The organism is Amycolatopsis sp. 505 (assembly GCF_031625235.1).
Lineage (GTDB): Bacteria > Actinomycetota > Actinomycetes > Mycobacteriales > Pseudonocardiaceae > Amycolatopsis.
On record NZ_JACKQP010000011.1, the window covers coordinates 37,809 to 60,546 of the forward strand.

The following is a 22,738-nucleotide window of genomic DNA, read 5'->3' on the forward strand; positions in this document are numbered from 1 at the left end:
TCGATGTCCATTCGGGACTGAGGAGGAATCGTGCGCGTGTTCGTGGTGGTGGCCGCGATGCTGCTGACGGCGCTGTCCGTCGCCGCACCGGCTTCGGCGGCGGCGGCGCCCCTGGTGGGCGCGGCGTCGGGACGGTGCCTGAACGTCCGGGGCGGCAGTGACGCGCCCGGGACGGTGCTGGAGATCCAGGACTGCGGCGGCCAGGCCGGGCAGGCGTACGAGTTCACCGCGGCGGGGGAGCTGCGGACGTTGAACGGCACGCGCTGCGTCGACGCTTCCGGCAACGGGACGTCCCCCGGCACGGCGGCCATCATCTGGTCGTGCCACGGCGGGGCGAACCAGCAGTGGCGGCAGAACGCCGACGGGACGATCAGCGGTGTCCAATCAGGACTGTGCCTGGACGTGACCGGCGCGGGCACGGCCAACGGCACGGCGGTCGTCCTGTGGACCTGCCACGGCCAGGCGAATCAGCGCTGGAGCGGCGGAACGACGCCGCCGACCCCGTCGGGTACGGCGCCCTGTGACATCTACGCGTCCGGGGGCACGCCGTGCATCGCGGCGCATAGCACGGTCCGGGCGCTCTACGGCACCTACGCGGGCAACCTGTACCAGGTCCGGCGTTCGTCGGACAACACGACCAGGAACATCGCCGTCCGGGCGGCGGGCGGCACCGCCGACGCGAGCGTCCAGGACTCCTTCTGCTCCGGGACGACGTGTGTGATCACGGTGGCCTACGACCAGTCCGGGCGCGGAAACGACCTGTGGTACCAGGGCTCGACCGTGGTCCCGGGCTCGAGCCAGAGCAGCCCGGCGAAGGCGACGTCGGAGTCGCTCACGGTCGGCGGCGCGAAGGCGTACTCGCTGTACATCAACCCGGGCAACAGTTATTGGCGGGACGGGCACGCGACGGGGGTGCCGACCGGCAGCGCGCCCGAGGGCATGTACATGGTGACCAGCGGAACGCACGTCAACAGCGGCTGCTGCTTCGACTACGGCAACAGCGAAACGACCCGGAAGGCCGACGCGGCCGGCGCGATGGACGCGATCAACTTCGGGACGCAGTGCTGGTTCGGCGGGTGCCAGGGTTCGGGCCCGTGGGTGCAGGCCGACCTCGAGTGGGGCCTGTACCCGGGTGGTAGCCAGCAGTGGAACCCGAACCAGCGGGCGCTGCCGAGCAAGTTCGTGACGGCGATGCTGAAGAACAACGGCACGTCCCGCTTCGCGCTCAAGGGCAGCAACGCCCAGTCGGGCAACCTCACGACCATGTGGGACGGAGGCCTCCCGGGCGGCTACAGCCCGATGAAGAAGCAGGGCGCGATCATCCTGGGCAGCGGAGGGGACTGCTGCAAGCCCGGCGGCGGGGCCAACCTGAGCGCGGGCACGTTCTACGAGGGAGCAATGGTCGCGGGGTATCCGACGGACGCAACGGAGAACGCGGTGCAGGCAAACGTGGTCGCCGCCGGCTACCGCTGAGCCGCTGGGGCGGACGGAAGGGGCTTCCCCCGCGGGCGACGCGGGGGAAGCCCCTTTTGGTGCGGGTGGGATTCGGCGTTGGCCGGCTGTGTTCTGCGCTCGCTTGCCGGGTGGGCGCTGGGTCGGTGCGGGTGGGCCGTGCCTTGGGTTCGCGGGCCGGGGTCGGCGCTCGCCGGTGGGTTTGGTGCCCGCCGCCGCGTCCTGCGCGCGCCTGTCCACTGTGTGCTCGCCCGCCGCCTCGTACGTTGGCCGGCCGACCCGCGCGCTCGTCGGCCGCACCCTGTGCTCGCCGACCGGAGTCGATGCCCGCCGGCTGCACCCTCCACGCCGGGCGGCCGCCGCGGCCCGCCGCCTCGTGCGTTGGCCGGCCGAGCCGCCCGCCCGCCCGCCGGCCGCACCCTGCGCTCATGAGGCGGGCGCCGCTGCCCGCAGCCGAACGCCCCTTGCCTCGAGCGCCCGCCGCGCCCCGCAGTCCGGCCGACGGCGAGCGCGCGGTCCGAGCGCCGAACCGGTTCGCCTCCATTCGGCCGATTGTCGGTGAATTGCCCGCAGCGTAGCGTCCCTGGTGGTCGAACCGGTTCGATGACCGTCGGCCTCTCCCGCACGTCCACCGCCAAAGGAGTCGACTGTGGACCTCTCGCGTCAGCGGCCGCGCGTCCGCCGTGGCTTGGCCGCCCTGTTCGTCACCGGCGCTCTGACCGGTGCCTCCGCCGTGGCCCTCCCCGCACCGGCGCACGCCGCGGACGAGTCGGTCTCCGTCGACTTCTCCGCCGTCGGCGCGGCACCCACCTACCGGGCTTCCGGCTGGATCTACGGCATGACCGAGAACGCGTCGGCGCCGCCCGACCACTTCTTCCGGGACGTGCGCTTCCAGGCGATGCGGGCCGGCGGCGCCCAGCTCGACAGCCCGGGCGGGTGGGTGTCGGGCAAGTACGACCGGCGGTGGAACGCCACCCGCGCCCAGCTCCTGCGCACCCGCTCGCTCGGCGGCCAGTTCGTCCTGCTGGTGCACGACCTCTGGGGCGCCGACGGCTACCCGATCTCCCGGTTCCCCGGCGACAACGGCGACTGGTCCGACTACGACGCCTTCCTCACCCGCCTGATCAACGACGTGCGCGCGACCGGCGCCCCGGTCGAGTGGGACCTCTGGAACGAACCCAACATCACGCTGTTCTGGAACCGCCCGCAGAGCCAGTACTTCGCCATGTGGCAGCGCGCGTACCAGCGCATCCGGGCGGCGTTCCCGGCGCACGCCATCGTCGGGCCCAGCCTCGCCGGGGTTCCGTCCACCTCGGCAAGCTGGTGGACGCAGTACCTCGACTTCGTGCGCGGCTCGAGCACGGTGCCCGACATCGTCAGCTGGCACTCCCTGCCGGGGGATCCGGTGGCGAACGTCGCCGCCGCCGACGCGTCACTCGGCTCGCGGGGCATCCCGCACCCCCGGCCCTACCAGATCAACGAATACGGGGCTTCCAACGAGCAGAACCCCGGTGACGGCGCCTGGTACATCGCCCGGCTCGAGCGGGCCGGCGCCGACGGGCTGCGCGCCAACTGGGCCGGCGGCGGGAACCTGCACAACGACCTCGCGAACCTGCTCGTCCGCAACTCCGCGGGCCGGTACCTGCCCAAGGGCGAATGGTGGGCCTACCGCTTCTACGGCTCGCAGACCGGCCAAATCGTGGCCTCGAAGCCGAGCCAGGCCTACGACCCGTTCGCCACGAAGGCGGCCGGGGTGGCGAAGGTCCTCGTCGGCGGCGGTGGCACGACCGGGAACGTCTCGGTCGCCCTGCAGCGCCTGGACACCACCTCCGGCATCGTCCAGAACAACCAGGTGCGGGTCGTCGTCCAGCAGATCCCGTCCAACGGCGGCGCCGCGGTGCAGAGCCCGGTGACCATCCGGGATTCCGTGGCCACGGTTTCCGGCAGCACCGTGACCGTCGGCATTTCGCACACGACCGTCGACGACGCCCTCAGCATCACCCTGCTGCCGCCGACGGACGGCAGCTTCCAGACCGTCGCCGTCGCCCAGCACTCCCAGCAGTGCCTGGACAACACCGACCTCGGCACCGCGGACGGCAACCGGCAGCAGCAGGACTTCTGCGAAGGCGGCGACCAGCAGCAGTGGACCTTCCGCCCGGTTTCCGGGGTGGCGGGCACCTACACCGTCGTCAACCGGCAGAGCGGCAAGTGCCTCGAGGTCGCCGGAGCCTCGGCCGACGACGGTGCCGCCGTCCAGCAGCGGACCTGCACCGACGGCGCCACCAACCAGCAGTTCTCGCCGCGCCGGGTCACCTACGGCGGCAACGACGCCCACGACTACCAGCTCGTCGCCCGGCACAGCGGCAAGTGCGTCGACGTCAGCGGGGTGTCCACGGCCGCCCGCGGCGCGGTGATCCAGTGGACGTGCAAGCCGGTCACCCAGAACAGCCCGCTCAACCAGACCTGGCGGCTGTGGGGCCGGGGACCGGCCTGACACTTCAGGCCCCGGGCCGGTTGCCGGTGGGGATCGTGATGGGCGTGCTCGTCGGCGACGTGCCCTTGTTGAGGAACAGCATGGCGAGCGCGCGGATGAACTGGTCGAAGAGGAAGAACCCGGCCGGGGCGATGGGCAGCAGGCCCTCCCGGAAGGCGATGTACGCGGGCCACCCGGTGCGGATCAGGGTGGCCGCCGCGTAGTCGCGCGGCAGGCCGAGCCAGTCGCCGACCTCGTTGCTGAGCACGTACCGCACGAACTCGTTCAGGAAGCCGCGGGTGACGCCGAGGTCGATCTGGGCGGTCAGCCCGAGCAGGTCCGCGGCGAGCTCCTTGCCTTCGGGCGTCGGAGCGAGCAACGGGGTCAGCACCTGGGCCGACTGCGCGTCCGCCGCGGCCCAGGTCTGCGGGATGAACTCGTCCCGCACCCCGAGCAGGTGGATGGCGACCTGCCACTGGTGCAGGAAGGCGTCCTCGTCCGCGGCCGACATCGGGACGTGCCACTCGCGCAGCTTCCGGTGCACGAAGGTGCCGAGGCTGTGGAAGGTGACCAGGATGTCGCCGTTGCTGATCGGGACCCGCTCGTCGGCGACGGCCCGCCAGTGCGCCGACTGCGGCAGCAGGTGGCGCACCGCGGCGTGCACCAGGCGCGTCTTGTTGGCCGTGACGACGAACTGGCCCGAGGGCTCGAACGCGCCGGCTTCGCTCAGGTCGTAGCCGAAGGTGAACGTCTTCGCCGCGCGGTCCTGCATGTCGGCGCCACCCGCGGACCAGTAGACCGACCGGGCCTCCCGCGGGATGACCGTGCTCATGATGCCGCTGCCCAGGCCGTAGAGCATGAAGAGATAGGTGTCCTTGCGCCGGTTGAAGTCGGCGGCGCGGCGCAGCTTGGCGGGGTCGGCCCAGGAAGGCAGCCGGTTGACCAGCTGGAGCCAGGCCGCGAGGTCGGCGGGCAGGCCGGCGGGCAGCGGGTCGTCGTTGTCCACCCACGACCGCAGCGCGGTGTTGACCGCGGGCACCCGGCCGCCGTCGACGAGCCCCGCCATCAGGGTGTCGACCTCGTCGTCCCACACCCACCAGGGATCGGCGCCCGCCGTGGTCGAGCCCCAGGCCGGGACGGCGCTCGCCGCGCTCGCCAGACCCAGCGCGACACCGAGGGAGAGAACGTTCCTCCTGCTGAGATTGCTCATTCACTTACCTAGCTTCCTTGATAGGTAATGGGCTCTTCGAGAGGAGATTCCTGATTAACATAGAAGGTGACTCGCGGGTCGGCAAGACCCGGCCGGCCTGTGGTTGACTGGCACGTATGGCCCGACTTCCGCAGACCCCAGCCCGGTGACCGCCGAGCCGGCCGCGGCCGTCCGGCCCCGCAACCGCAGGCAGCTCATCGTCGAGGCGGGCGCCGCGGTGTTCAGCGAGCGCGGCTACCACGCGGCGTCGATGGAGGAGATCGCGGCGCGCGTGGGCATCACCGCGGCGGCGCTGTACCGGCACTTCCCGAACAAGTACGCGCTGTTCGCCGAGTGCGCGAACGTGATGGCGGACCGGCTCGTGGAGGCCCTCGCCGACGTGCCCCCGGACGCGTCGTCGGCGGAGATCTTCGCCGCCGTCACCCGGGTCACCGTCGCCCACCGGGAGACCGGCGGCGTGTACCGCTGGGAGGCCCGGTACCTCGAGCGCGACGACCGCCGGCTGCTCGCGGCCAAGTTCGCGCACGTCGTCGAGCGCGTCGCGGCGGCCGTGCGGCGCGAGCACCCGTGGCCGGGCGAGCACCTGCGGGCCGTGGGGGCGCTGGGGGCCATCGGGTCGGTCACGACGCACCACAACGCGATCGGCCGGCGCCGGGTGGGGGAGCTGCTGCAGGCGGCCGCCCTGCGCGTGGCCGCCACCGACCCCGCCGCGACGCCCGCGCCGGCGGTGGAGATCCCCGCCCCGCCGGTGCCCCGGACACGGCGTTCGGAGATCCTCGCGGCCGCCGTCCCGCTGTTCGAACGCGACGGGTTCGCCACCGTGACCAACGGCCGGATCGCCGAAGCGGTCGGGCTGGTGCCCTCGGCGCTCTACCGCTACTTCCCGGGCAAGGCCGACATCCTGGCGGCGGCGTGCCTGCAGGCCGCGGCCCTCCTGGCCCAGGCGGTCGAGCACAACCTGCGCGGGGTGACGGGCCCGCACGAGGCCCTGAACGCCCTGACGGCGACGTACGTGGCGTACAGCTTCGAGCACAGCGCCCTCAACAGCGTGGCCAACGCGGAAATCGCCGGCTTGCCGGACGCGCTGCGCCGGCCCCTGGTCGCGGCGCAGCGCGAGCACATCGCGGTGTGGGAGCAGCAGCTGTGCGCGGCCCGCCCGGACCTCGACCCGCGTCAGGCCCGGGTGCTGGTGCACGCCGGGTTCGGCGTGGTGGTCGAAACCGGCCGCCGGCTGCGGTGGGCGGACCGCCCGGAGCACCGGGCCGCGGTGGCCGCGTTGCTGGTGCGCGCGCTCGGCCGGTGACGCCTCAGGCCTTGGTCTCGCACCGCACCTGCGGCGCGGCCTCGGTCCCGGACGCCACGCAGTCGACGACCCGGCCGGGCCCGGGCACGGGGTAGCCGAAGAAGATCGGCCCGTCGCCGTCCGCGCCGGCCGAGAACTTGACGACCGTGTGCTGCCGGTTCCCGTTGCCGTGCAACGTCTTCGAGTAGTACGTCGTGTGCGGTCCGATGGCGGTGCTGATGCCGTCGCCGTCGTCGTCCAGTTCGTGCACGTTGAGCACGTAGTCCCCGGTGGTGTACTTGCCTTCGTCTTCGTGCCCGGCGTCGGCGGGCGTGGCGCCGGTGATTTCGGGCGAGACGGGATCCGCGGCGGTGGCGATGACGGTGGCTCCGACCCCGACCACCGCCACCCCGGCCACGGCCGCGGCCGCGGCGACGACGATGCGCTTGGCGGTGAACTTCATGGGTCCCCTCCTCCCCGCCTGGTGATCAAGCTAGGGGAGGGAACGCGCTGGTCACCTCGTCCGAAGGGGCGGTTCGGGGGTGGGTGCCTCGTCCTTTCGGCCGATGTTCGGCGTGGAGCACCTCAGGGCACGCCGCCGGTACTTCGAGTTCGCCGACCGGATCGGCGAAGCCGCGGTGCTCGGGCGGCTCTCGAGGGGGGCCACAGGTTCGTCCCGGCGCGCCCGGGCGGCCTGAGTCGCGTCACGACCGCGCTCGCCGCCAGACCGCCAGCGCCGTCGCGGCCAGAGCGCCTCCCGCGGCGGCGACCACGCCGTGGTGCCGGCTCGCCCACAGCTGCGCGCTCCTCGGCGTCGCCTGGCCGTCGAACTGGCCGTGCGCACCGAAATCCCGCCTGCGATCGGCCGGCGACCACAGGTTCTCCGGCTGGTCCGGCGGCTTCTTCGCGCCCGTCTGCTGGGACCGGTAGCCGGTCCGGGCGAGGTACCGGTCGAGGACACCCGGCGCGACGGCGTTCGCGATCAGCGTGCCGACCGTGCTCCCGCCGACCCAGTACTCCCGGCGGCGCGGGTGGTCGGCGGCGTGCAGCACCGCGCGGGCGGCGACCTCCGGCTGGTAGATCGGCGGCACCGGCTGGGCCTGGTGCGGCAGCTTGGACCGGACCCACGAGAACTGCGGCGTGTTGACCGCCGGCAGCTGCACCATCGTCGTGCGGACGTGGCTGCCGTCGTGCAGGAGCTCGCAGCGCAGGGCTTCGTTGAAACCCTGGATCGCGTGCTTCGCGCCGCAATACGCGCTCTGCAAAGGGATCCCGCGGTACGCGAGCGCCGAGCCGACCTGCACGATCGTGCCGCGGTCGCGCGGCTTCATCCGGTGCAGGGCGGCCATCGTGCCGTGGACGTAGCCGAGGTAACTCACTTCGGTGACGCGGCGGAATTCGTCCGGTCCAATCTCGCCGAACGGCGCGAACACCGACGTGAAGGCCACGTTGACCCACACATCGATCGGCCCCAGCTCCCGCTCGGCCCGCGTGGCCGCGGCATCGACCCGGCCGAAGTCGGCGACGTCGGTGGGGATCGCCATGGCCGTCCCGCCGGCCTTGGCGACGTCTTCCGCGGCGGCTTCGAGCCCCTGCTCACCGCGGGCCAGCAGGGCGACCCGGGCGTGGCGGGCGCCGAACGCCCGCGCGACCGCGCGGCCGATCCCGCCGCTGGCTCCGGTCACGACGACGACCTGGTTCATGATGTCCTCCGTTTCCCGGTACGAGCCCAGACGGCCGCGCCGGCCGCACTGGCGAGAGCCGCAGCCCGCCACCGCGGGGCGACGACGGCCAAGCCGAGCATGCTCACCCCGTGCGCGACATCGACCGCCCAGCCTCGGCGGGCGACGAGCCCGCCGGGCCGCCGCAGGACGGCCGCGGCCTGGGCGAGGTGCCGGATGCCCAGCGCCAGTGCGACTTTCCGCGGGACCGGCAGGGAGCGTGACAGCACCACGAGCCCGCCGCCCCACACAGCGCGGGCCACCGCGACCCGGCGCGTCACCGGCCCACCGCGATTCCGGTCGCGGCGGCGCCGAGCCGCTGCCACCAGCCTTTGCGTCCACCGCCGTGCCCAGCCACCGCGCCCTCGCGGGTCATCGGGCCCACCGCGATTCCGGTCGCCGCGGCCACCGCCGGCCGCTTCCGCCGCGGGGCTGCGCCGGTCGCGCCGCCCGCGACCCCGGGCGCCCGTGGATCCCGCCGGCTTCGGCGGGCACGACGACGATCGTGGTGGCGTCCCAGGCCGGGGTGCCGTCGGCCTCGGGCGCGGGGGTCGGCACCCGGTAGGCCCGGGCGCCGACCCGCTCGATCGTGGTCACCGGTTCTTCCCGGGCAGGAACTCCTGGAGCTTCGTCTTGACGCCCTGGGCGACCAGGTGCAGCGCGTCGGGGTCGCCCTTGAGGACGGCCTGGGCGGCCGACTTCACCTGCTCGAAGGTGGCGTGCGGCGGGATCGGCGGGACGTCCGGGTCGCAGCGGACGTCCAGCACGGCCGGCTTGCCGGCGCTGAGCGCGGTGTCCCAGGCCGAGGCGAGCTGGTCCGGCTTGTCGACCGTGACGGCCGTGAGCCCGAGGGACAGGGCGAAGCCGGCGTAGTCGACGTCCGGCAGGGTCTGGGACTCCTCGAACTTCGGGGCGCCGCCCATCGCGCGCAGCTCCCAGGTGACCTGGTTGAGGTCGTTGTTGTGGAACACGCAGATCACGCAGCGCGGGTCGCTCCAGAGGTGCTGGTAGCGCGCGATGGTGATCAGCTCGGCGAGGCCGTTCATCTGCATGGCGCCGTCGCCGACGAGGGCGATCACCGGCCGGTCGGGGTGGGCGAACTTGGCCCCGATGGCGTACGGCACGCCGGGGCCCATCGTCGCCAGTGTCCCGGACAGCGAGCCGCGGATGTCGCCGCGGATGCGCAGGTTGCGGGCGTACCAGTTGGTGGACGAGCCGGAGTCCGCGGTGACGATGGCGTTCTCGGGGATCCGCTTCGACAGCTCGGAGACGATGGCCATCGGGTTGACCGGGTCGGCGTCGACGGCGGCTTCCTTCTCGACCGTGTCCCACCAGGAGGCGACGTTCTTCTCGATCGTCTCGCGCCACGAGCGGTCCGGCTTGCTCGCCAGCTTCGGCAGCAGCGCGCGCAGCGTGGCCGCGCTGTCGCCGACGAGGTTGACCTCGGTCGGGTAGCGCATCCCGATGAGCCGGCCGTCGAGGTCGATCTGCACCGCGCGCGCCTGCCCGAAGTCCGGCAGGAACTGGCTGTACGGGAAGTTCGAGCCGACGATCAGCAGCGTGTCGCAGTCCCGCATCATCTCGTAGCTCGGCCGGGTGCCGAGCAGCCCGATCGAGCCGGTCACCCACGGCAGGTCGTCGGGGAGGACGTCCTTGCCCAGCAACGCCTTCGCGACGCCGGCGCCGGTGACCTCGGCGACCTGGCGGACCTCTTCGGCCGCGCCGCGCGCGCCCTGCCCGACCAGGATGGCGACCTTCTCCCCGGCGTTCAGCACCTCGGCGGCGGCGTCGATGTCCGGCTCCGCGGGCACCGGCCGCGACCACGCCGTGCTCGGCGGGCTGGAGGGCACCTGCTTGAACGCGTGCTGCGGCGGAGAGTACGCCTCCTCCTGCAGGTCCGCGGGGATGATCAGGGCGGTCGGGCAGCGGGACGACTGGGCCGTCCGGATCGCCCGGTCGAGGGCGTTCGGCAGCTGCTCGGCCACGTTGACCTCGACGAGGTATTCGCTCGCGACGTCCTTGTAGAGCGCCTGCAGGTCGACCTCCTGCTGGTAGGACCCGCCCATCGCGCTGCGCGCGGTCTGCCCGACGATCGCGACCACCGGGACGTGGTCGAGCTTGGCGTCGTAGAGGCCGTTGAGCAGGTGGATCGCGCCCGGGCCCGAGGTGGCCATGCAGACGCCGACCTTCCCGCTGAACTTCGCGTAGCCGACGGCCGCGAAGGCCGCCATCTCCTCGTGCCGGGCCTGCACGAACCGGGGCTGGTCGTCCGCCTTGCCGAACGAGGCGACGAGCCCGTTGATGCCGTCGCCCGGATAGGCGAAGACCTGGTCCACGCCCCACTCACGCAGGCGCTGGAGCAGGTAGTCACCGACTGTCTGGCTCATGAGTACTCCCTTTGGCGTGCGGTGCCGCTTCGGCGAGCGCCTCGGCCGGGCACCACCCGTCGCAGCTCGGCGACGGCCTCGCCGGCGCGGACGCCTTCTTTCGTGCTCGCCGTCGGCGCTCACGAATCGCTGTACCCGCTTTCGCCGTCTATCATACTTGCGTGACGCAAACGTGGGTGGAGCAGGACGGGACCGACGCGGCCTTGGCGGCGCTGCGGGCGATGGTGCTGATCGCCGACTCGACCGTCGAGCGGAACACCGAACAGCTGACGCTGACCCAGTTCCGCGTGCTGCGGGTGGTGGTCGACCGGACCCCGGTCACCCTGGGCCGGGTGGCGCGCGAACTGGCCATGAACCCGTCTTCGATCACCCGGGCGTGTGACCGGCTGGTCGCGCTGAACCTACTGGAAAAGGCCCCCAACCCGTTGAACCGGCGCGAGACGCTGCTCGCCCCGGCCGGGCCGGGACGCCACCTGGTCGACCGCGTCGACCGCGACCGCCGCCGGGTGCTGGCGGACGTCCTGCACCGGCTCGGCCCGCCGGCGCGCGCGGCCGCGATCGCCGCGTTCGAGAGGTTTGCCCGAGCGGTCGAAGCGGACGAATCGGATTCGCGTTCATTATTGCGTCGCGCAAATTAAATATGCTTGGACGGTGTTTGTCCGTGGTGTTCGCGGGTACCCCGGCGGCCACCAGGTCGTGATCGGAGGTTCTTGCGGTGGGAAAGCGTGACGGGATCACCGAGCCCTGGGGGACCAGAACGCCGTACGGGCCGGGGGAGCCGTGGCCGGTGCGGGTGGACAGCCACCTCGCCGACGGGTTGCGGCCGGCGGACGTCGACCGCTGGGTCCGCAGCGCCGCGGTGCTGCACTCCAACGGCGACGGCCTCGACATCGCGGTGAAGGACGGCCGGATCGCCGGCGTCCGCGGCCGCGCGGACGACCGCGTCAACCACGGCCGCCTCGACCCGAAAGACCTCTTCGGCTGGCAGGCGAACTCGTCGCCGGACCGGCTGACGACGCCGCTGGTGCGCAGGAACGGCGAGCTCGTCGAAGCATCCTGGGACGAAGCGATGGACCTGGTCGTCTCGCGCAGCAAGGAACTCCTGGACGACCGGGGCCCGGGCGCGCTCGGCTTCTACACAAGCGGCCAGCTGTTCGCCGAGGAGTACTACACGCTCGCCGCGATCGCCCGCGGCGGCCTCGGCACCAACCACCTCGACGGCAACACCCGGCTCTGCACGGCGACCGCGGCCGCGGCGCTGAAGGAGTCCTTCGGCTGCGACGGCCAGCCGGCGTCCTACGCGGACGTCGACCACGCCGACGTGATCGCCCTCTTCGGGCACAACATGGCCGAAACGCAGGCCGTCCTGTGGTCGCGCGTGCTCGACCGGCTCGCCGGGCCGAACCCGCCCGCGGTGCTGTGCGTCGACCCGCGCGACACCCCGGTCGCCCGGGCCGCGACGCTGCACCTGGCGCCGCTGCCCGGGACCAACGTCGCACTGATGAACGGGCTGCTGCACGAGATCATCGAGCACGGCTGGGTCGATCGGGAGTACGTCGACCGTTGCACGGTCGGCTACGACGACCTCGCGGCGATGGTCGCGGGCTACCCGCCCGAGCGCGCCGCCGAGATCAGCGGTGTCGACGCCGGGCAGATCCGCGAAGCCGCCCGGCTGCTCGGCTCGGCGGAGCGGCTGCTGTGCACGGTGCTACAGGGGTTCTACCAATCGCACCAGGCGTCCGCGGCCGCCGTGCAGGTCAACAACCTCGTGCTGCTGCGCGGCATGCTGGGCAAGCCCGGCGCCGGGGTGCTGCAGATGAACGGCCAGCCCACCGCCGAGAACACCCGCGAATGCGGCGCCGACGGTGACCTGACCGGGTTCCGCAACTGGGCCAACGACGCGCACGTGGCCGAGCTGGCGACGCTGTGGAACGTCGACACCGGCAAGATCCCGCACTACGGACCGCCGACGCACCTCATGCAGATGCTGCGCTACGCCGAAACCGGCACCCTGCGGTTCCTGTGGGTTTCGGCCACCAACCCGGCGGTGTCGCTGCCGGAGCTGCACCGCATCCGGTCCATTCTGGACTCTTCGCGGCTGTTCCTGGTCGTGCAGGACGCGTTCCGCACCGAGACCACGGAGTTCGCCGACGTCGTGCTGCCCGCGGCGATCTGGGGCGAGAAGACCGGCACGTTCACCAACGCCGACCGCACGGTGCACCTGTCGGAGAAGGCGGTCGAGCCACCCGGGCAGGCGCGTCCCGACCTGGACATCTTCCTCGACTACGCGCGGCGGATGGACTTCCGGGGCAACGACGGCGAGCCGTTCCCGCAGTGGCACGACGCCGAAACGGCGTTCGAGGCGTGGAAGCGCGCGTCCGCGGGACGGCCGTGTGACTACAGCGGCTTGAGCTACGCGAAGCTGCGTTCGGTCAGCGGCATCCAGTGGCCGTGCACTTCGGACAGTCCTGAGGGGACTGAACGGCTCTATGCCGGCGGAAAGTTCTTCGCCCAGCCTGATTACTGCGAGAGCTACGGCCGCGACCTCGTCACCGGGGCGCCGATGGAGCCCGCCGAGTACCGGGCGATGAACCCGGACGGGAAGGCCATGTTCAAGGCCGCCGAGTACGTCCCGCCGCACGAAACGCCGGACGAGGACCACCCGTTCTTCCTGGTCAACGGCCGGACGATCGTCCACTTCCACACCCGCACGAAGACCGGCCGGGCCCCGGAGCTGCGCGCGGCGGCGCCGGAGGTGTGGCTCGAGGTGTCCGCGCGGGACGCCGAAGCCGCCGGGCTGGCCGAAGGCGACCTCGCCGAGGTTTCGACACCCCGAGGGGCGGTCCGCGCCCGGGTCCGGGTCGGCGGCATCCGCGACGGCGTGCTGTTCCTGCCGTTCCACTACGGCTACTGGGACGTCGAGCACCCGGCGGGCAAGGACGGTGACCGCGCGGCCAACGAGCTGACCTTCATCGACTGGGACCCGGTGTCCAAGCAGCCGCTGTTCAAGACGGCCGCGGCCGCACTGCGCAAGGTGTCCGCCGTCGCGGCCCCGCGGCCGGAGCCGGTGCCCGCGGCGGTGGACGAGGAGGTCATCGGATGAAGCTCGGACTGGTGCTGCGCGAACTGCACCGCGCGGAGACGCACCTGGCCAAGGACCTGCTGAAGACGTCGGACCGGCACCACGCGGAACACGAGGTCCACCACGTCGCCCGCGACCTGGCGGCCTGGTCGGCGGCGCACGTCCGCGCCATCGCCCGCGCCGGCCGCGCGTACGACCTGGACCTGGGGGAGGACGTCCCCGGCCCGGGCCCGCTGCAGCCGCTGCGGACGGCACTGGCCGAGCTGGGCGGCCGTCGTCCGGAGCCGGGCTTGCTCCTGCTGGCCGACCTGCGCCGCCTCCACCGCCGCGCGGCGGGCGTGTCGCTGGATTGGGAGCTGCTCGCCCAGAGCGCCCAGGCGGCGAAGGACGCCGAGCTGCTGGAGCTGGCCACCCGGTGCCACCCGCAGACACTGCGGCAGCTGAAGTGGACGAACGCGATGCTGAAGGTGCTCTCGCCGCAGATCCTGACCAGCTAGATCAGCCGCTCGCCGGGCGGGGCTCTTCGAGGAAGACGGCGACGACCTGTACCTGCGCCGGCCCCGCGGCCCGGAGCTCCACGGGGATGCGGCCGTGGGCGCTGTGGGAGGCGCGGCGGCTGGTGCACGAGCAGGGTGGCGGAAGCCGGGCCAAGGCGGGTGACGCGCTGACCCGTCACCCCGCCTTGGCCCGGCGTTCCCGCAGGAACGCCAGCGGGTTGTCACCCAGGCTTTCGATGGCGCGCCGGCGGATGACCGTGCTGACCGCCGTCATCCCGACGCCCCAGACCGCGACCACGACGACCACCGCGGGCGCCGGCAGGATCCGGGTGAGCTGGGCGAGGTTCACCGTCACCACGAGGGCCGCGATCCGCCCCGCCCGCTGGTACCAGCGGCCGGGCTCGGCGGAGAACACGCGGGTGCCGGCGATGTAGACCGTCAGGCCCGAGGTGAGCAGCCAGGCCGCCGCGGCCGGCGGGGACTCGTGCAGCGACAGGTTCAGCCCCGCCGCGACGAGCAGCAGCGCGAAGGCCGGGGTCAGGTGGCCGCCCGCGTACAGCGAATAGGCGAGCATGGGATTGCCGCCGGAGAGGCCGAGCATCTTCTCGGACAGCTCCGCGGCCGAGGTGAAGTACAGCCACCACAACGCGCCGGCGAGCACCAGACCGCCGACCATGGCGGCCCAGTAGGCGAAGTCGTCGGCGGGGCGTTCGAGCGCGGCGGTGCCGACGGTGATCACCAGCTCGCCGAGCAGCAGGATCATGAACAGCCCGAAGCGTTCGGCGAGGTGGGCGGAGTCGACGGCCAGGTTCGGGTCGCGGGGCCCGTCGAACATCGCCTGCCGCCGCTGCCGGGCGGTCGTCCGCTCCCCGCGGTGCCGGCGCCGCCCGCCCAGGAGCAGGAAGCCGGCCTCCTGGATCAGCGCGAACGCCCACAGCCCCCAGCCGTTGGGCACCACCGCCGAGGCCGCGAACAGGACCGCGGACACCGCGTAGCCCGTGCTGATCCGGCGCTGGTCGAGCCCGGGCCGGACCGGCCATCGGTGGGCGGCCGCGAGGATCACGCGGACGCCGGCCATCGCCGCCACGAAGATCGCGGGGTGCCCGTCGAAGACGTGGTGCACCTGGGTGGCGGCGATCGCGCACGGGATGGTCCCGGCGAGCACGAACAGCCGGTCGGCCGCGCGGCTGTCGTCCCCGCGGCGGTTGTAGAGCACGGCGAAGCCGATCCAGGTCCACCACAGCGTGGCGAACAGCCCCAGCGCGCCGGCGATGCGCGCCCAGTGCGGGTCGGCCACGATGCTGTGCGCCACCTGGCCCACCGCGAACACGAAGACCAGGTCGAAGTACAGCTCCACCCAGCCGACCCGCTTGCCGTGCGCGGTGGCGGCGCCGGCCCCCTCGTCCACATCGGTCACGGCGGGGATTCTGCCGCACCCCGCGGCCGCGGCTCCCGGCCGGGCGCGGCGGGAATTAATAACACACCATTCCGGCAGAGATCGAATTGATCGCGGCGACTGCTGTGGGTAATTCTGCCGTCAGCGGGAAAGTGCACGTTGTTTACTGATCGGTAGGCCTCGGAGCTGCGCGAATGTGCTTGAACGGTGTGCAAGCAGCGACCGTCGGAACACGATCCGTGAGCCGCGGAAACAATTCGAGCGCCGCGTTCCGAAACGCCGCTTCGAGGGTTGACAAGGGCGTCGGCCGTGATGTCTTCTGCTGGTCGGCCTGATCAACGCCACCTCCTCCCTGGGGTTCTCCGTCCTGTCCGAGTTCGACATCAGCCGTGCCGCGGCTGGGAATCGAGCGGTTCCGCCATGCACGAAAGCAGAGCCACGCCCCGCCTTCCGGCGGACGCCGCGTGGTGGCCGGCGCACTGGAGCGTCCGCACCAAGATCAGCGTCGTGCTGCTGCTGCCGGTCCTGGTCGCGGTGGCGCTCGCGGAAATCCGGATCCAGGGCGAACTCGACCGGGCCACCGAGCTCACCGCGGCCCGCGACCGGCTGCCCGTGCTGCGCGACACGATCGACCTGACGGCGTCGCTGGGCGAGGAGATGGTCGCCGCGGTCGCGGTCCCGGCCGGCGCGCCGGACTCGCTGACCGCGAACGTCGACGCGAAGGTGGCGGCGGTCCAGCGCGACGCCGGCTACGCGCCGCTGCCCGGGGACACCGGCCGCGCGCTGAACACCGCGCTGGGCAAGCTCGCCGGGATCCGCGCGGCCGGCGCCGGTGGGGGCGACGTCCGCACGAAAGCCGCCGGCTACAACGACATCATCGCCACCCTCGGCGACCTGGTGCCCGCGATCGTCCCCGCCGACGCCGCCAGCGCGGAGACCACCCGGCTGCTGGTGCACCTGCGCGGCGAGCTGGCCACCGAAGAGACCTACCGGCGGGCCGCGCAGAACAGCCCGGACGACGCTTCGCTGCGCCCGGCCGTCATCCAGACCGCCGCCGAGCAGGAAGTCCTCGCCGAACAGGCGGAGCACCAGCTGACCGGCGACCGGCTGGCCAAGTTCACCGCGGCCACCGACGCCGCCGACGGCAGGCTCGACGCCCTGCAGGAGCCCGGCGACCGCCCGCTCGCGGCGCTGCTGCCCTCGATCACCGCCGAGGCCGCCACGGTGACCGGCGTGCTCAACGACGTCGCGGCGCAGCTGGCGACGAACGTGTCCGAGGCCGCCGACGACGCCCGCGCGGACTCGCTGCGCGACACGGCCCTGGTGCTCGGGGCGCTGCTCGGCGCGCTCGCGATCGCGCTGCTGGTGGTGCGGTCGCTGGTCACGCCGGTACGGCGGCTGCGCGCGGCGGCCCTGCGCGCGGCGAACGACCAGCTCCCGGAGACCGTCCGGCAGATCCGCGAGGGCCACGAAGTCGACTGGCGCGCGGTGCCCGATTCCGGCGTCCGGACCGACGAGGAGATCGGGCAGCTGGCCCGGGCGTTCGACGACATGCACCGCCAGGCGGTCCGCCTCGCCGTCGAGCAGGCCGAGCTGCGCCAGCAGGTCAGCGAGATGTTCATGACGCTGTCGCGGCGGAGCCAGTCGCTGGTGGAGCAGCAGCTGTCGATCATCGAAGACCTCGAGGCCGGGGAGCAGAACCCCCGGCGGCTCGACGAGCTGTTCCGGATCGACCACATCGCGACCCGCCTGCGCCGCAACGGCGAGAACCTGCACGTCCTGGCGGGCGGCCGCCCGGTCCGCCACGGCCGCGAACCGGTGCCGACCCGCGACCTCCTGCGCGCGGCGACGTCGGAGGTCAAGGACTACCGCAGGGTGGCGCTGGGCAACGCGCCGCGCAGCTCGGTCCAGCCCGAGGCGGCGGCGGACGTGGTGCACATCCTGGCGGAGCTGCTGGAGAACGCGACGCGCTTCTCGCCGCCGGAGCACAAGGTGGCGCTGACGGCCGACCGCGGCGCCGACGGCGGCCTGCTCATCGAGGTGGTCGACCAGGGCCTGGGCATGACCCCGGAGGAGCTGGCCACGGTGAACGACCGCCTGGCGGCGGCCGGCACGGTCGGCCCGGAGACGACCCGCCGCATGGGGCTGTTCGTGGTGGGCCGGCTGGCGGCCCTGCACGGGGTGACGGTGCGGCTGAGGTCGACCGGAACGGCGGCCCGCCACGCCGGGGTGACGGCGAGCGTCCACGTCCCGGGCGCGCTGGTGATCGCGGACCTGGCCCGCCCGATCGGCGCGGGCCGCCTGGTCCCGGCGGGCCGCAACGGCCACCCGCGCCCGCCGGTGGTCCCGGCCCAGGCTTCGACGCCGATCTTCGAGCAGGTGGTGACGAGCTGGTTCACCGAGCCACCGGCCAAGCCGGTGGCCCGCCGAAACGGGAAGCCCGGGCCGGTGGAGTGGCCGGCCGTGGGGTCGGCGGCCGAGCTGCCCGCGGCTTCGGCGGTGGAGGGGGAGCTTGGGTCTCCGGTCGCGCGCCGGGCATCGGCGGCGGAGCTGTCTGCGGCTTCGGCGGTGGAGGGGGATCTTGGGTCTCCGGTGGCGCGCCGGGCATCGGCGGCTGAGCTGCCTGTGGTTTCTGCGGCGGACCGGGATCTCGAGTCTCCGGTCGCGCGCCGGGCATCGGCGGCGGAGATGCCCGCGGCTTCGGCGGTGGAGGGGGAGCTCGAGTCGGCCGCCGCGTACCGGGCATCGGTGGCCGAGCCGGCGGAGGTCTCCGCGGTTCCGGTAGAGCGGGTCGCCGGGGTCGAGCGGGCGAGCGAGAGTTCCGGAGCTCACCGGGTAGTGCCGGCGGAACGCGCCTCGGATACGCCGCCCGCCACCGACTCCGGCACCCGTCCCGAGCTCACCCCCGTGGGTGATTGGGACACGCCCGCCGACCGCACCCGGCAAGCCGCCGAGACCGCCCTCCAGCCCCCGGCCGCGCAGAACCTCACCGGGGCCGGGTTGCCCACCCGGCGGCCCGGCGCGCAGCTCGCCCCCGGTGCCGTCGTTCCCCGCGTCCGCGACCAGACCGGCGGCTCCTTCCGCGACGCCGCCGCCGTGCGCAGCAGTCTGTCGCGGCACTACCAGGGCATGCGCGCCGCCCGGATGGAGACCGCCGCGCGTGCCGAACGATCCGGAAAGGACGAAGAGGATCCGCGATGACGGAACTGCACCCCCGGCGCTCCGCCACCGAGCCGGCGGCCCGGTCCCTCAGCGGGACGCTCCCCGCGCCGCCCGCCCGGTCCGCGACGCTGAACTGGCTGGTCAACGGGTTCGTCCAGGACGTCACCGGGGTCGCGCACGCCGTGCTCGTCTCCGCCGACGGGCTGCTCGTGGCCGCCGACGAAGACCTGCCACGGGAACGCGGCGACCAGCTCTCGGCCATCGCGGCCGGCCTGTCCAGCCTCTCCCTCGGCACCGCCGAACTGTTCACCGCCGGGCGGGTGGTGCAGTCGGTCATCGAAATGGAGCAGGGGTTCCTGTTGCTGATGAGCGTGGGCGACGGCTCGAACCTCGTCGTGCTCGCCTCGACCGGCTGCGACATCGGGCTGGTCGGCTACGAGATGACGATGCTGGTCGAGCGGGTGGGGCAGAAGGTCGACGTGCCCGCGCGCGAGATACCGGTGGCCCAGGACCACCGGTGATCGACGACCCGCACGGGGACGAGCCTCGCCGCAGCCCGGCGCTGGCCCGCCCCTACGCGTGGACCGAAGGCCGGACCGCGCCGACGGTCGAAATCGCCGTCGAAGCACTGGTCGAGACCACCGCCGACGGCCGGGCCGAAGCCGGCTACCAGACGTCGAGCGCGCTGGCGGAAGTCCTCGAGCTGTGCGTGCGGCCGCGGTCGCTGATGGAGATAGCCGCACTGCTGGCGCTGCCGCTCGGGGTGGTCCGCGTGCTCGTGTCGGACCTGATGCAGGACTACCTGGTGATCGTCCGCGACACGTTGTCGGACAACGCCACCTGGGACGAGCGCCACGACCTGATGGAACGCGTGCTGCACGGGCTGCGCGACCTGTAGAGAGGACTTCGCCATGGAGCACTTCGCGCTCGGGCACTGGCTGCTCGTGCTCGCCTACCTGACGTCGGTGGTCGGCTGCGCGCTCGGCCTCGCTTGCGCGGTCCAGGCCCGCCACGCCGCCGATCCCCGGCACCGCCTGCGGTGGCTGGTGCTGGCGGCGATCTCGATCGGCGGCGTCGGCATCTGGCTGATGCACTTCGTCGCCATGCTCGGCTTCAGCACCCCCGGCATGCCGGTCCGCTACGACATCTTCCGTACGGTCCTGTCGGCGATCCTGTCGGTGACGGCGGTGTTCGCGGGCCTGCTGGTGGTGGGCGGCCGCGCGAAGTTCGGCTGGTGGCGGCTGGCCCTCGGTGGCGTCATCACCGGCTTGGCGGTGAATGTCATGCACTACACCGGGATGTCGGCGCTGCGGGTGAAGGGCGACTTCGGCTACGACGGCGGCCTGGTGGCGCTGTCGGTGGTGATCGCGGTGGTGGCGGCGACCGCGGCACTGTGGTTCGCGGTCTTCCTCGACCGCCTCCTGCTGCGGCTGCTGGCGGGGTTCGTGATGGGCGCGGCCGTGACCGGCATGCACTACACGGGCATGGCGGCGGTCCGGATGACGATGGACATGAACGCCCCGGACCCGGCGGGCGCGGAGGTGTTCTCCTTCCTGTTCCCGGTGTTCGTGCTGGGCGCGATCGCGATGGCGGTGCCGCTGTGCGCGGTCCTGATGGCGCCGGCCCGCGGGGGAGTTCCCCGCGAGCCGGCGATCTCACCTCCCTACAGGCTGCACAGCAGCGAACACGCCTTGGCCGCCGACCAGTCCGTTGTGGACGGTGGCGTTCCCGGCGGGACGTTCACCGGCAGGTAGGTCACCTTCGCCTTGTTGGTGATCGGGAACAGGTTCAGCAGGGCGTACGTGGCGCAGTACACCTGCTTCGACTGGCCCGCCGCCAAGGTGAACGGACCCGTCTGGCACGACGGCTCCACGGTGTCCACCACCTGCGCGGACGTGATCCCCACCGGACCCTCGTTCGTCACCGTGATCCGCCAGTACGCCGACGCCGCCAGCACGCCGAGCAAGCCCACCGGGGCCTGCTTCGCCCACGGTCCGGCACCGCCCGGCCCGCACTGGGCCGGGTGGACCGCGGTGCAGATCTCCTTGTTCACGGTCACCTTCGGGGTGCACGACGCGCCCGGGGCGACCGGCAGCGTCACCGTGTTGGACGTGAACGAGCCCGTCGAGTCCGTGCCCGTCGCCGTGTTCGCCACCGACGTCACCAGGCAGTCCGCCGAGATCGTCGTCCGGAAGCACAGCTGGGGTGCGTCACCCGCGAAGTCGACCACCAGCGACCCGCTGAAGCCCGCCGCGCTGTGCAGGACCAGCGTCGTCGTCACGGTGATCGACGGGTGGGCCGCCACCGAAACGCCGGTCAGGTCGACCGAGCCGTCCGGCGCGAAGCCCGGGGTCGGCACCACCGCGTCGTCCTGGTCGACGACCGTGACCCGCGACGCCGCGAGGTCGACGTTCGCCAGGTCGACGTCCGTCAGCCGCGCCGACGTGTAGCCCTGGACGTGACTTCCGCCGTCACAGTAGAAGTCGCCTGGACGCAGGGTCACCTGCCCGCCGGAGCGGACACACGGTGTCGCCCCGGTGGCCGGGTCCATCGAGAACAGCACGCCCGCGTCACCCAGGCCGATCAGGCAGCCCGACGGCGGATCGTAAGCGTACCCGTAGTCCCGGGTGGCACCGCCGTTCACCGTCGGGTGCGTGACCCGGGCGGGGAGCCCGGCGCACGGCGCGCCCGTCGTCCAGTCGTGACAGACCGCCGCACCGGCGATACCGGCGTTCCACACCGGGAGGTAGCTGCGCACGTGGCCACCCGGATCGGTGACGACTTCCGGGTTGAAGACGTACGCCCCGGCCGGCAGCGCGGCCGGACCCGGCGGTGCGGGAAGCGCCGACCCGTCGAGCGCGAAGCACGTCGTGCCGCCGGTCGTCGACGAGCACACGCCCACCGGGGCGCCGGCCGTGTCGAACGCCGTGTAGGCGCTGAAGGTGAAGTTGCCCGCCGGTGCCGTCGGCCGCCAGGACGCCCAGCCGGCGCACGCCGTGGCCGTGGCGGGGTCGAAGCAGCCCAGCGAAGGCTGCTGCCCGGTGTTGGGGTCCGAGGACGACGCGAAGACCTTCCCCGCCACCACGTCCAGCGCGCCGTAGACGTACGGGTTGCTGGGAATGGCCGGTGCGATCGGCGCGTACGGCTGGCCGCCGCAGGCGCTCTGGGTCGCGATGGTCCAGCAGACCACCGTGCCGCTGGTGACCAGGCCGTACAGGTTGCCGCCGGTCTCCACGAACCCGGTGAGGCCGTTGACCGCGGGCGAACCGCCGGTGGCGGCCAACGGCCAGTACCCGCAGTTGGCCGCGGCGGCCATGTCGAGGCAGGCGACCCCGACGGACGCCGCCGTGACGGCGGGGTAGTAGACCTTCGCGGGCGCCGCGGGATCGCGGACGTACTGCTCGATCAGGGTGCTGGTGATGTCGCCGGCCCCCAGGGTGCCGAGCGGGCCGGGTGCGGTGTTGAGCACCTTCGGCCACGGGCCGCCCGGGCACCGCGCACCGGTGGCGAGCTCGGTGCAGACGACCTTCGGTGACGTGGCCCCCAGGTGGTGGTAGATGTTCCAGGCCTGCAGCACCCCGCCCGGGGTGCGGTACAGGATCGGCGAGAAGCCGTCGCCTCCGGTCGCGGTGGTCGCCGCCTGCACGGGCGGGGTGAGGGCGCCGGTCAGCTGGGTCGCGTCGGGGCCGGCGGCCGGATTCGTCCCGCGGACCGCGGTGACGCCGGACGCCGGTTCGGCGCCGGTGAACGTGCTGCCGTCGGTGGACCACTCCGGCGTCCAGCCGGGCGGGACGTGCAGGGAGCCGGACTGGTAGGCCTGCCCGGCGCCGACGGCGTCGGTGATCGTGGCGGCGCCGGTCGTGGTCGCGTGGTCCTCGTAGCCGACGACCCAGTTCGCGGTCGCGCCGTGCGCGGCCGGGGAACCGGTGCCCTGCACGGACTTCGTCAGGGCCGAGACCGGCGGGGCGGGGTCGGCGGCCGCGGGCAGCGGAACGGCGGTGACCGCCGTGAGCACCAGGGGCAGGACCGCCCCCAGCATGCGTCTTCGCATGGTTGGTCCTCGATTCTGGAAATGG

Annotated in this window: 18 protein-coding genes; 10 read left to right on the forward strand and 8 right to left on the reverse strand. The window is 72.9% G+C overall.

Annotated elements, in window-relative coordinates; all coding sequences use genetic code 11:
• Positions 1-30 precede the first annotated feature (30 nt).
• Together H5965_RS35565 and H5965_RS35570 are read left to right on the forward strand one after the other, a co-directional pair.
• Positions 31-1,473 carry an arabinofuranosidase catalytic domain-containing protein gene (locus H5965_RS35565; protein WP_310975292.1) on the forward strand — a complete coding sequence of 481 codons (1,443 nt, stop codon included), beginning with the start codon at positions 31-33 and terminating at the stop codon, positions 1,471-1,473.
• 628 nt (positions 1,474-2,101) lie between these two features.
• Positions 2,102-3,946: an RICIN domain-containing protein gene (locus H5965_RS35570; RefSeq protein ID WP_310975293.1), complete on the forward strand. Its 1,845-nt coding sequence runs from the start codon at positions 2,102-2,104 to the stop codon at positions 3,944-3,946.
• A 4-nt stretch (positions 3,947-3,950) separates the two neighbouring features.
• On the opposite strand, the gene H5965_RS35575 is transcribed toward H5965_RS35570, so the two are convergent.
• On the reverse strand, positions 3,951-5,135 hold the full coding sequence (locus H5965_RS35575) for an oxygenase MpaB family protein (protein ID WP_310975295.1): 1,185 nt from the start codon (positions 5,133-5,135) through the stop codon (positions 3,951-3,953).
• Between the two features lie 145 nt (positions 5,136-5,280).
• Here H5965_RS35575 and H5965_RS35580 point away from each other — a divergent pair, with 145 nt between their 5' ends.
• Entirely contained in the window at positions 5,281-6,438 is a 1,158-nt protein-coding gene (locus H5965_RS35580; protein ID WP_310975296.1) for a helix-turn-helix domain-containing protein, read from the forward strand.
• Between the two features lie 4 nt (positions 6,439-6,442).
• On the opposite strand, the gene H5965_RS35585 is transcribed toward H5965_RS35580, so the two are convergent.
• From H5965_RS35585 to H5965_RS35605, 5 genes are all read right to left on the reverse strand, one after another.
• On the reverse strand, positions 6,443-6,880 hold the full coding sequence (locus H5965_RS35585) for a hypothetical protein (RefSeq protein WP_310975298.1): 438 nt from the start codon (positions 6,878-6,880) through the stop codon (positions 6,443-6,445).
• 241 nt (positions 6,881-7,121) lie between these two features.
• Entirely contained in the window at positions 7,122-8,120 is a 999-nt protein-coding gene (locus tag H5965_RS35590) for an SDR family oxidoreductase (RefSeq protein WP_310975300.1), read from the reverse strand.
• The gene (locus H5965_RS35595) at positions 8,117-8,419 is read right to left on the reverse strand and encodes a hypothetical protein (protein WP_310975302.1); all 303 of its coding nucleotides are present in this window, start codon (positions 8,417-8,419) and stop codon (positions 8,117-8,119) included. Before H5965_RS35595 ends, H5965_RS35590 begins: the two co-directional genes overlap by 4 nt.
• Before the next feature lie 91 nt (positions 8,420-8,510).
• Positions 8,511-8,735 carry a hypothetical protein gene (locus H5965_RS35600; protein WP_310975303.1) on the reverse strand — a complete coding sequence of 75 codons (225 nt, stop codon included), beginning with the start codon at positions 8,733-8,735 and terminating at the stop codon, positions 8,511-8,513.
• Positions 8,732-10,525, reverse strand: coding sequence for a thiamine pyrophosphate-requiring protein (locus H5965_RS35605; RefSeq protein ID WP_310975305.1), 1,794 nt, complete (start codon positions 10,523-10,525; stop codon positions 8,732-8,734). Before H5965_RS35605 ends, H5965_RS35600 begins: the two co-directional genes overlap by 4 nt.
• Before the next feature lie 161 nt (positions 10,526-10,686).
• Here H5965_RS35605 and H5965_RS35610 point away from each other — a divergent pair, with 161 nt between their 5' ends.
• The 3 genes from H5965_RS35610 (at position 10,687) to H5965_RS35620 (ending at position 14,104) form a co-directional block, all read left to right on the forward strand.
• Positions 10,687-11,163, forward strand: coding sequence for a MarR family transcriptional regulator (locus tag H5965_RS35610; RefSeq protein WP_310975316.1), 477 nt, complete (start codon positions 10,687-10,689; stop codon positions 11,161-11,163).
• A gap of 77 nt (positions 11,164-11,240) precedes the next feature.
• Positions 11,241-13,628, forward strand: a complete 2,388-nt coding sequence (locus H5965_RS35615; protein ID WP_310975318.1) for a nitrate reductase — start codon at positions 11,241-11,243, stop codon at positions 13,626-13,628.
• Positions 13,625-14,104, forward strand: a complete 480-nt coding sequence (locus H5965_RS35620; protein ID WP_310975319.1) for a hypothetical protein — start codon at positions 13,625-13,627, stop codon at positions 14,102-14,104. The genes H5965_RS35615 and H5965_RS35620 overlap by 4 nt, the downstream gene beginning before the upstream one ends.
• A gap of 175 nt (positions 14,105-14,279) precedes the next feature.
• Here the strand turns inward: H5965_RS35620 and H5965_RS35625 are convergent, their stop codons facing one another.
• Positions 14,280-15,521 carry a low temperature requirement protein A gene (locus H5965_RS35625; protein WP_310975321.1) on the reverse strand — a complete coding sequence of 414 codons (1,242 nt, stop codon included), beginning with the start codon at positions 15,519-15,521 and terminating at the stop codon, positions 14,280-14,282.
• Between the two features lie 399 nt (positions 15,522-15,920).
• Here H5965_RS35625 and H5965_RS35630 point away from each other — a divergent pair, with 399 nt between their 5' ends.
• Genes H5965_RS35630 through H5965_RS35645 form a run of 4 tightly spaced genes read left to right on the forward strand, consistent with a single transcriptional unit; the run spans position 15,921 to position 20,416 of the window.
• A complete protein-coding gene (locus H5965_RS35630) occupies positions 15,921-18,701 on the forward strand; it encodes an ATP-binding protein (RefSeq protein ID WP_310975322.1) in 2,781 nt (926 codons plus the stop codon).
• Entirely contained in the window at positions 18,698-19,183 is a 486-nt protein-coding gene (locus H5965_RS35635) for a roadblock/LC7 domain-containing protein (RefSeq protein ID WP_310975324.1), read from the forward strand. The genes H5965_RS35630 and H5965_RS35635 overlap by 4 nt, the downstream gene beginning before the upstream one ends.
• Complete coding sequence (locus tag H5965_RS35640) at positions 19,180-19,560, forward strand: DUF742 domain-containing protein (protein WP_310975326.1); 381 nt, start codon at positions 19,180-19,182, stop codon at positions 19,558-19,560. Before H5965_RS35635 ends, H5965_RS35640 begins: the two co-directional genes overlap by 4 nt.
• A gap of 13 nt (positions 19,561-19,573) precedes the next feature.
• Positions 19,574-20,416: an MHYT domain-containing protein gene (locus H5965_RS35645; RefSeq protein WP_310975327.1), complete on the forward strand. Its 843-nt coding sequence runs from the start codon at positions 19,574-19,576 to the stop codon at positions 20,414-20,416.
• Here H5965_RS35645 and H5965_RS35650 read toward each other — a convergent pair.
• Positions 20,326-22,713: a hypothetical protein gene (locus H5965_RS35650; protein ID WP_310975329.1), complete on the reverse strand. Its 2,388-nt coding sequence runs from the start codon at positions 22,711-22,713 to the stop codon at positions 20,326-20,328. The two genes, H5965_RS35645 and H5965_RS35650, sit on opposite strands and share 91 nt — an antisense overlap.
• Positions 22,714-22,738: the final 25 nt, after the last annotated feature.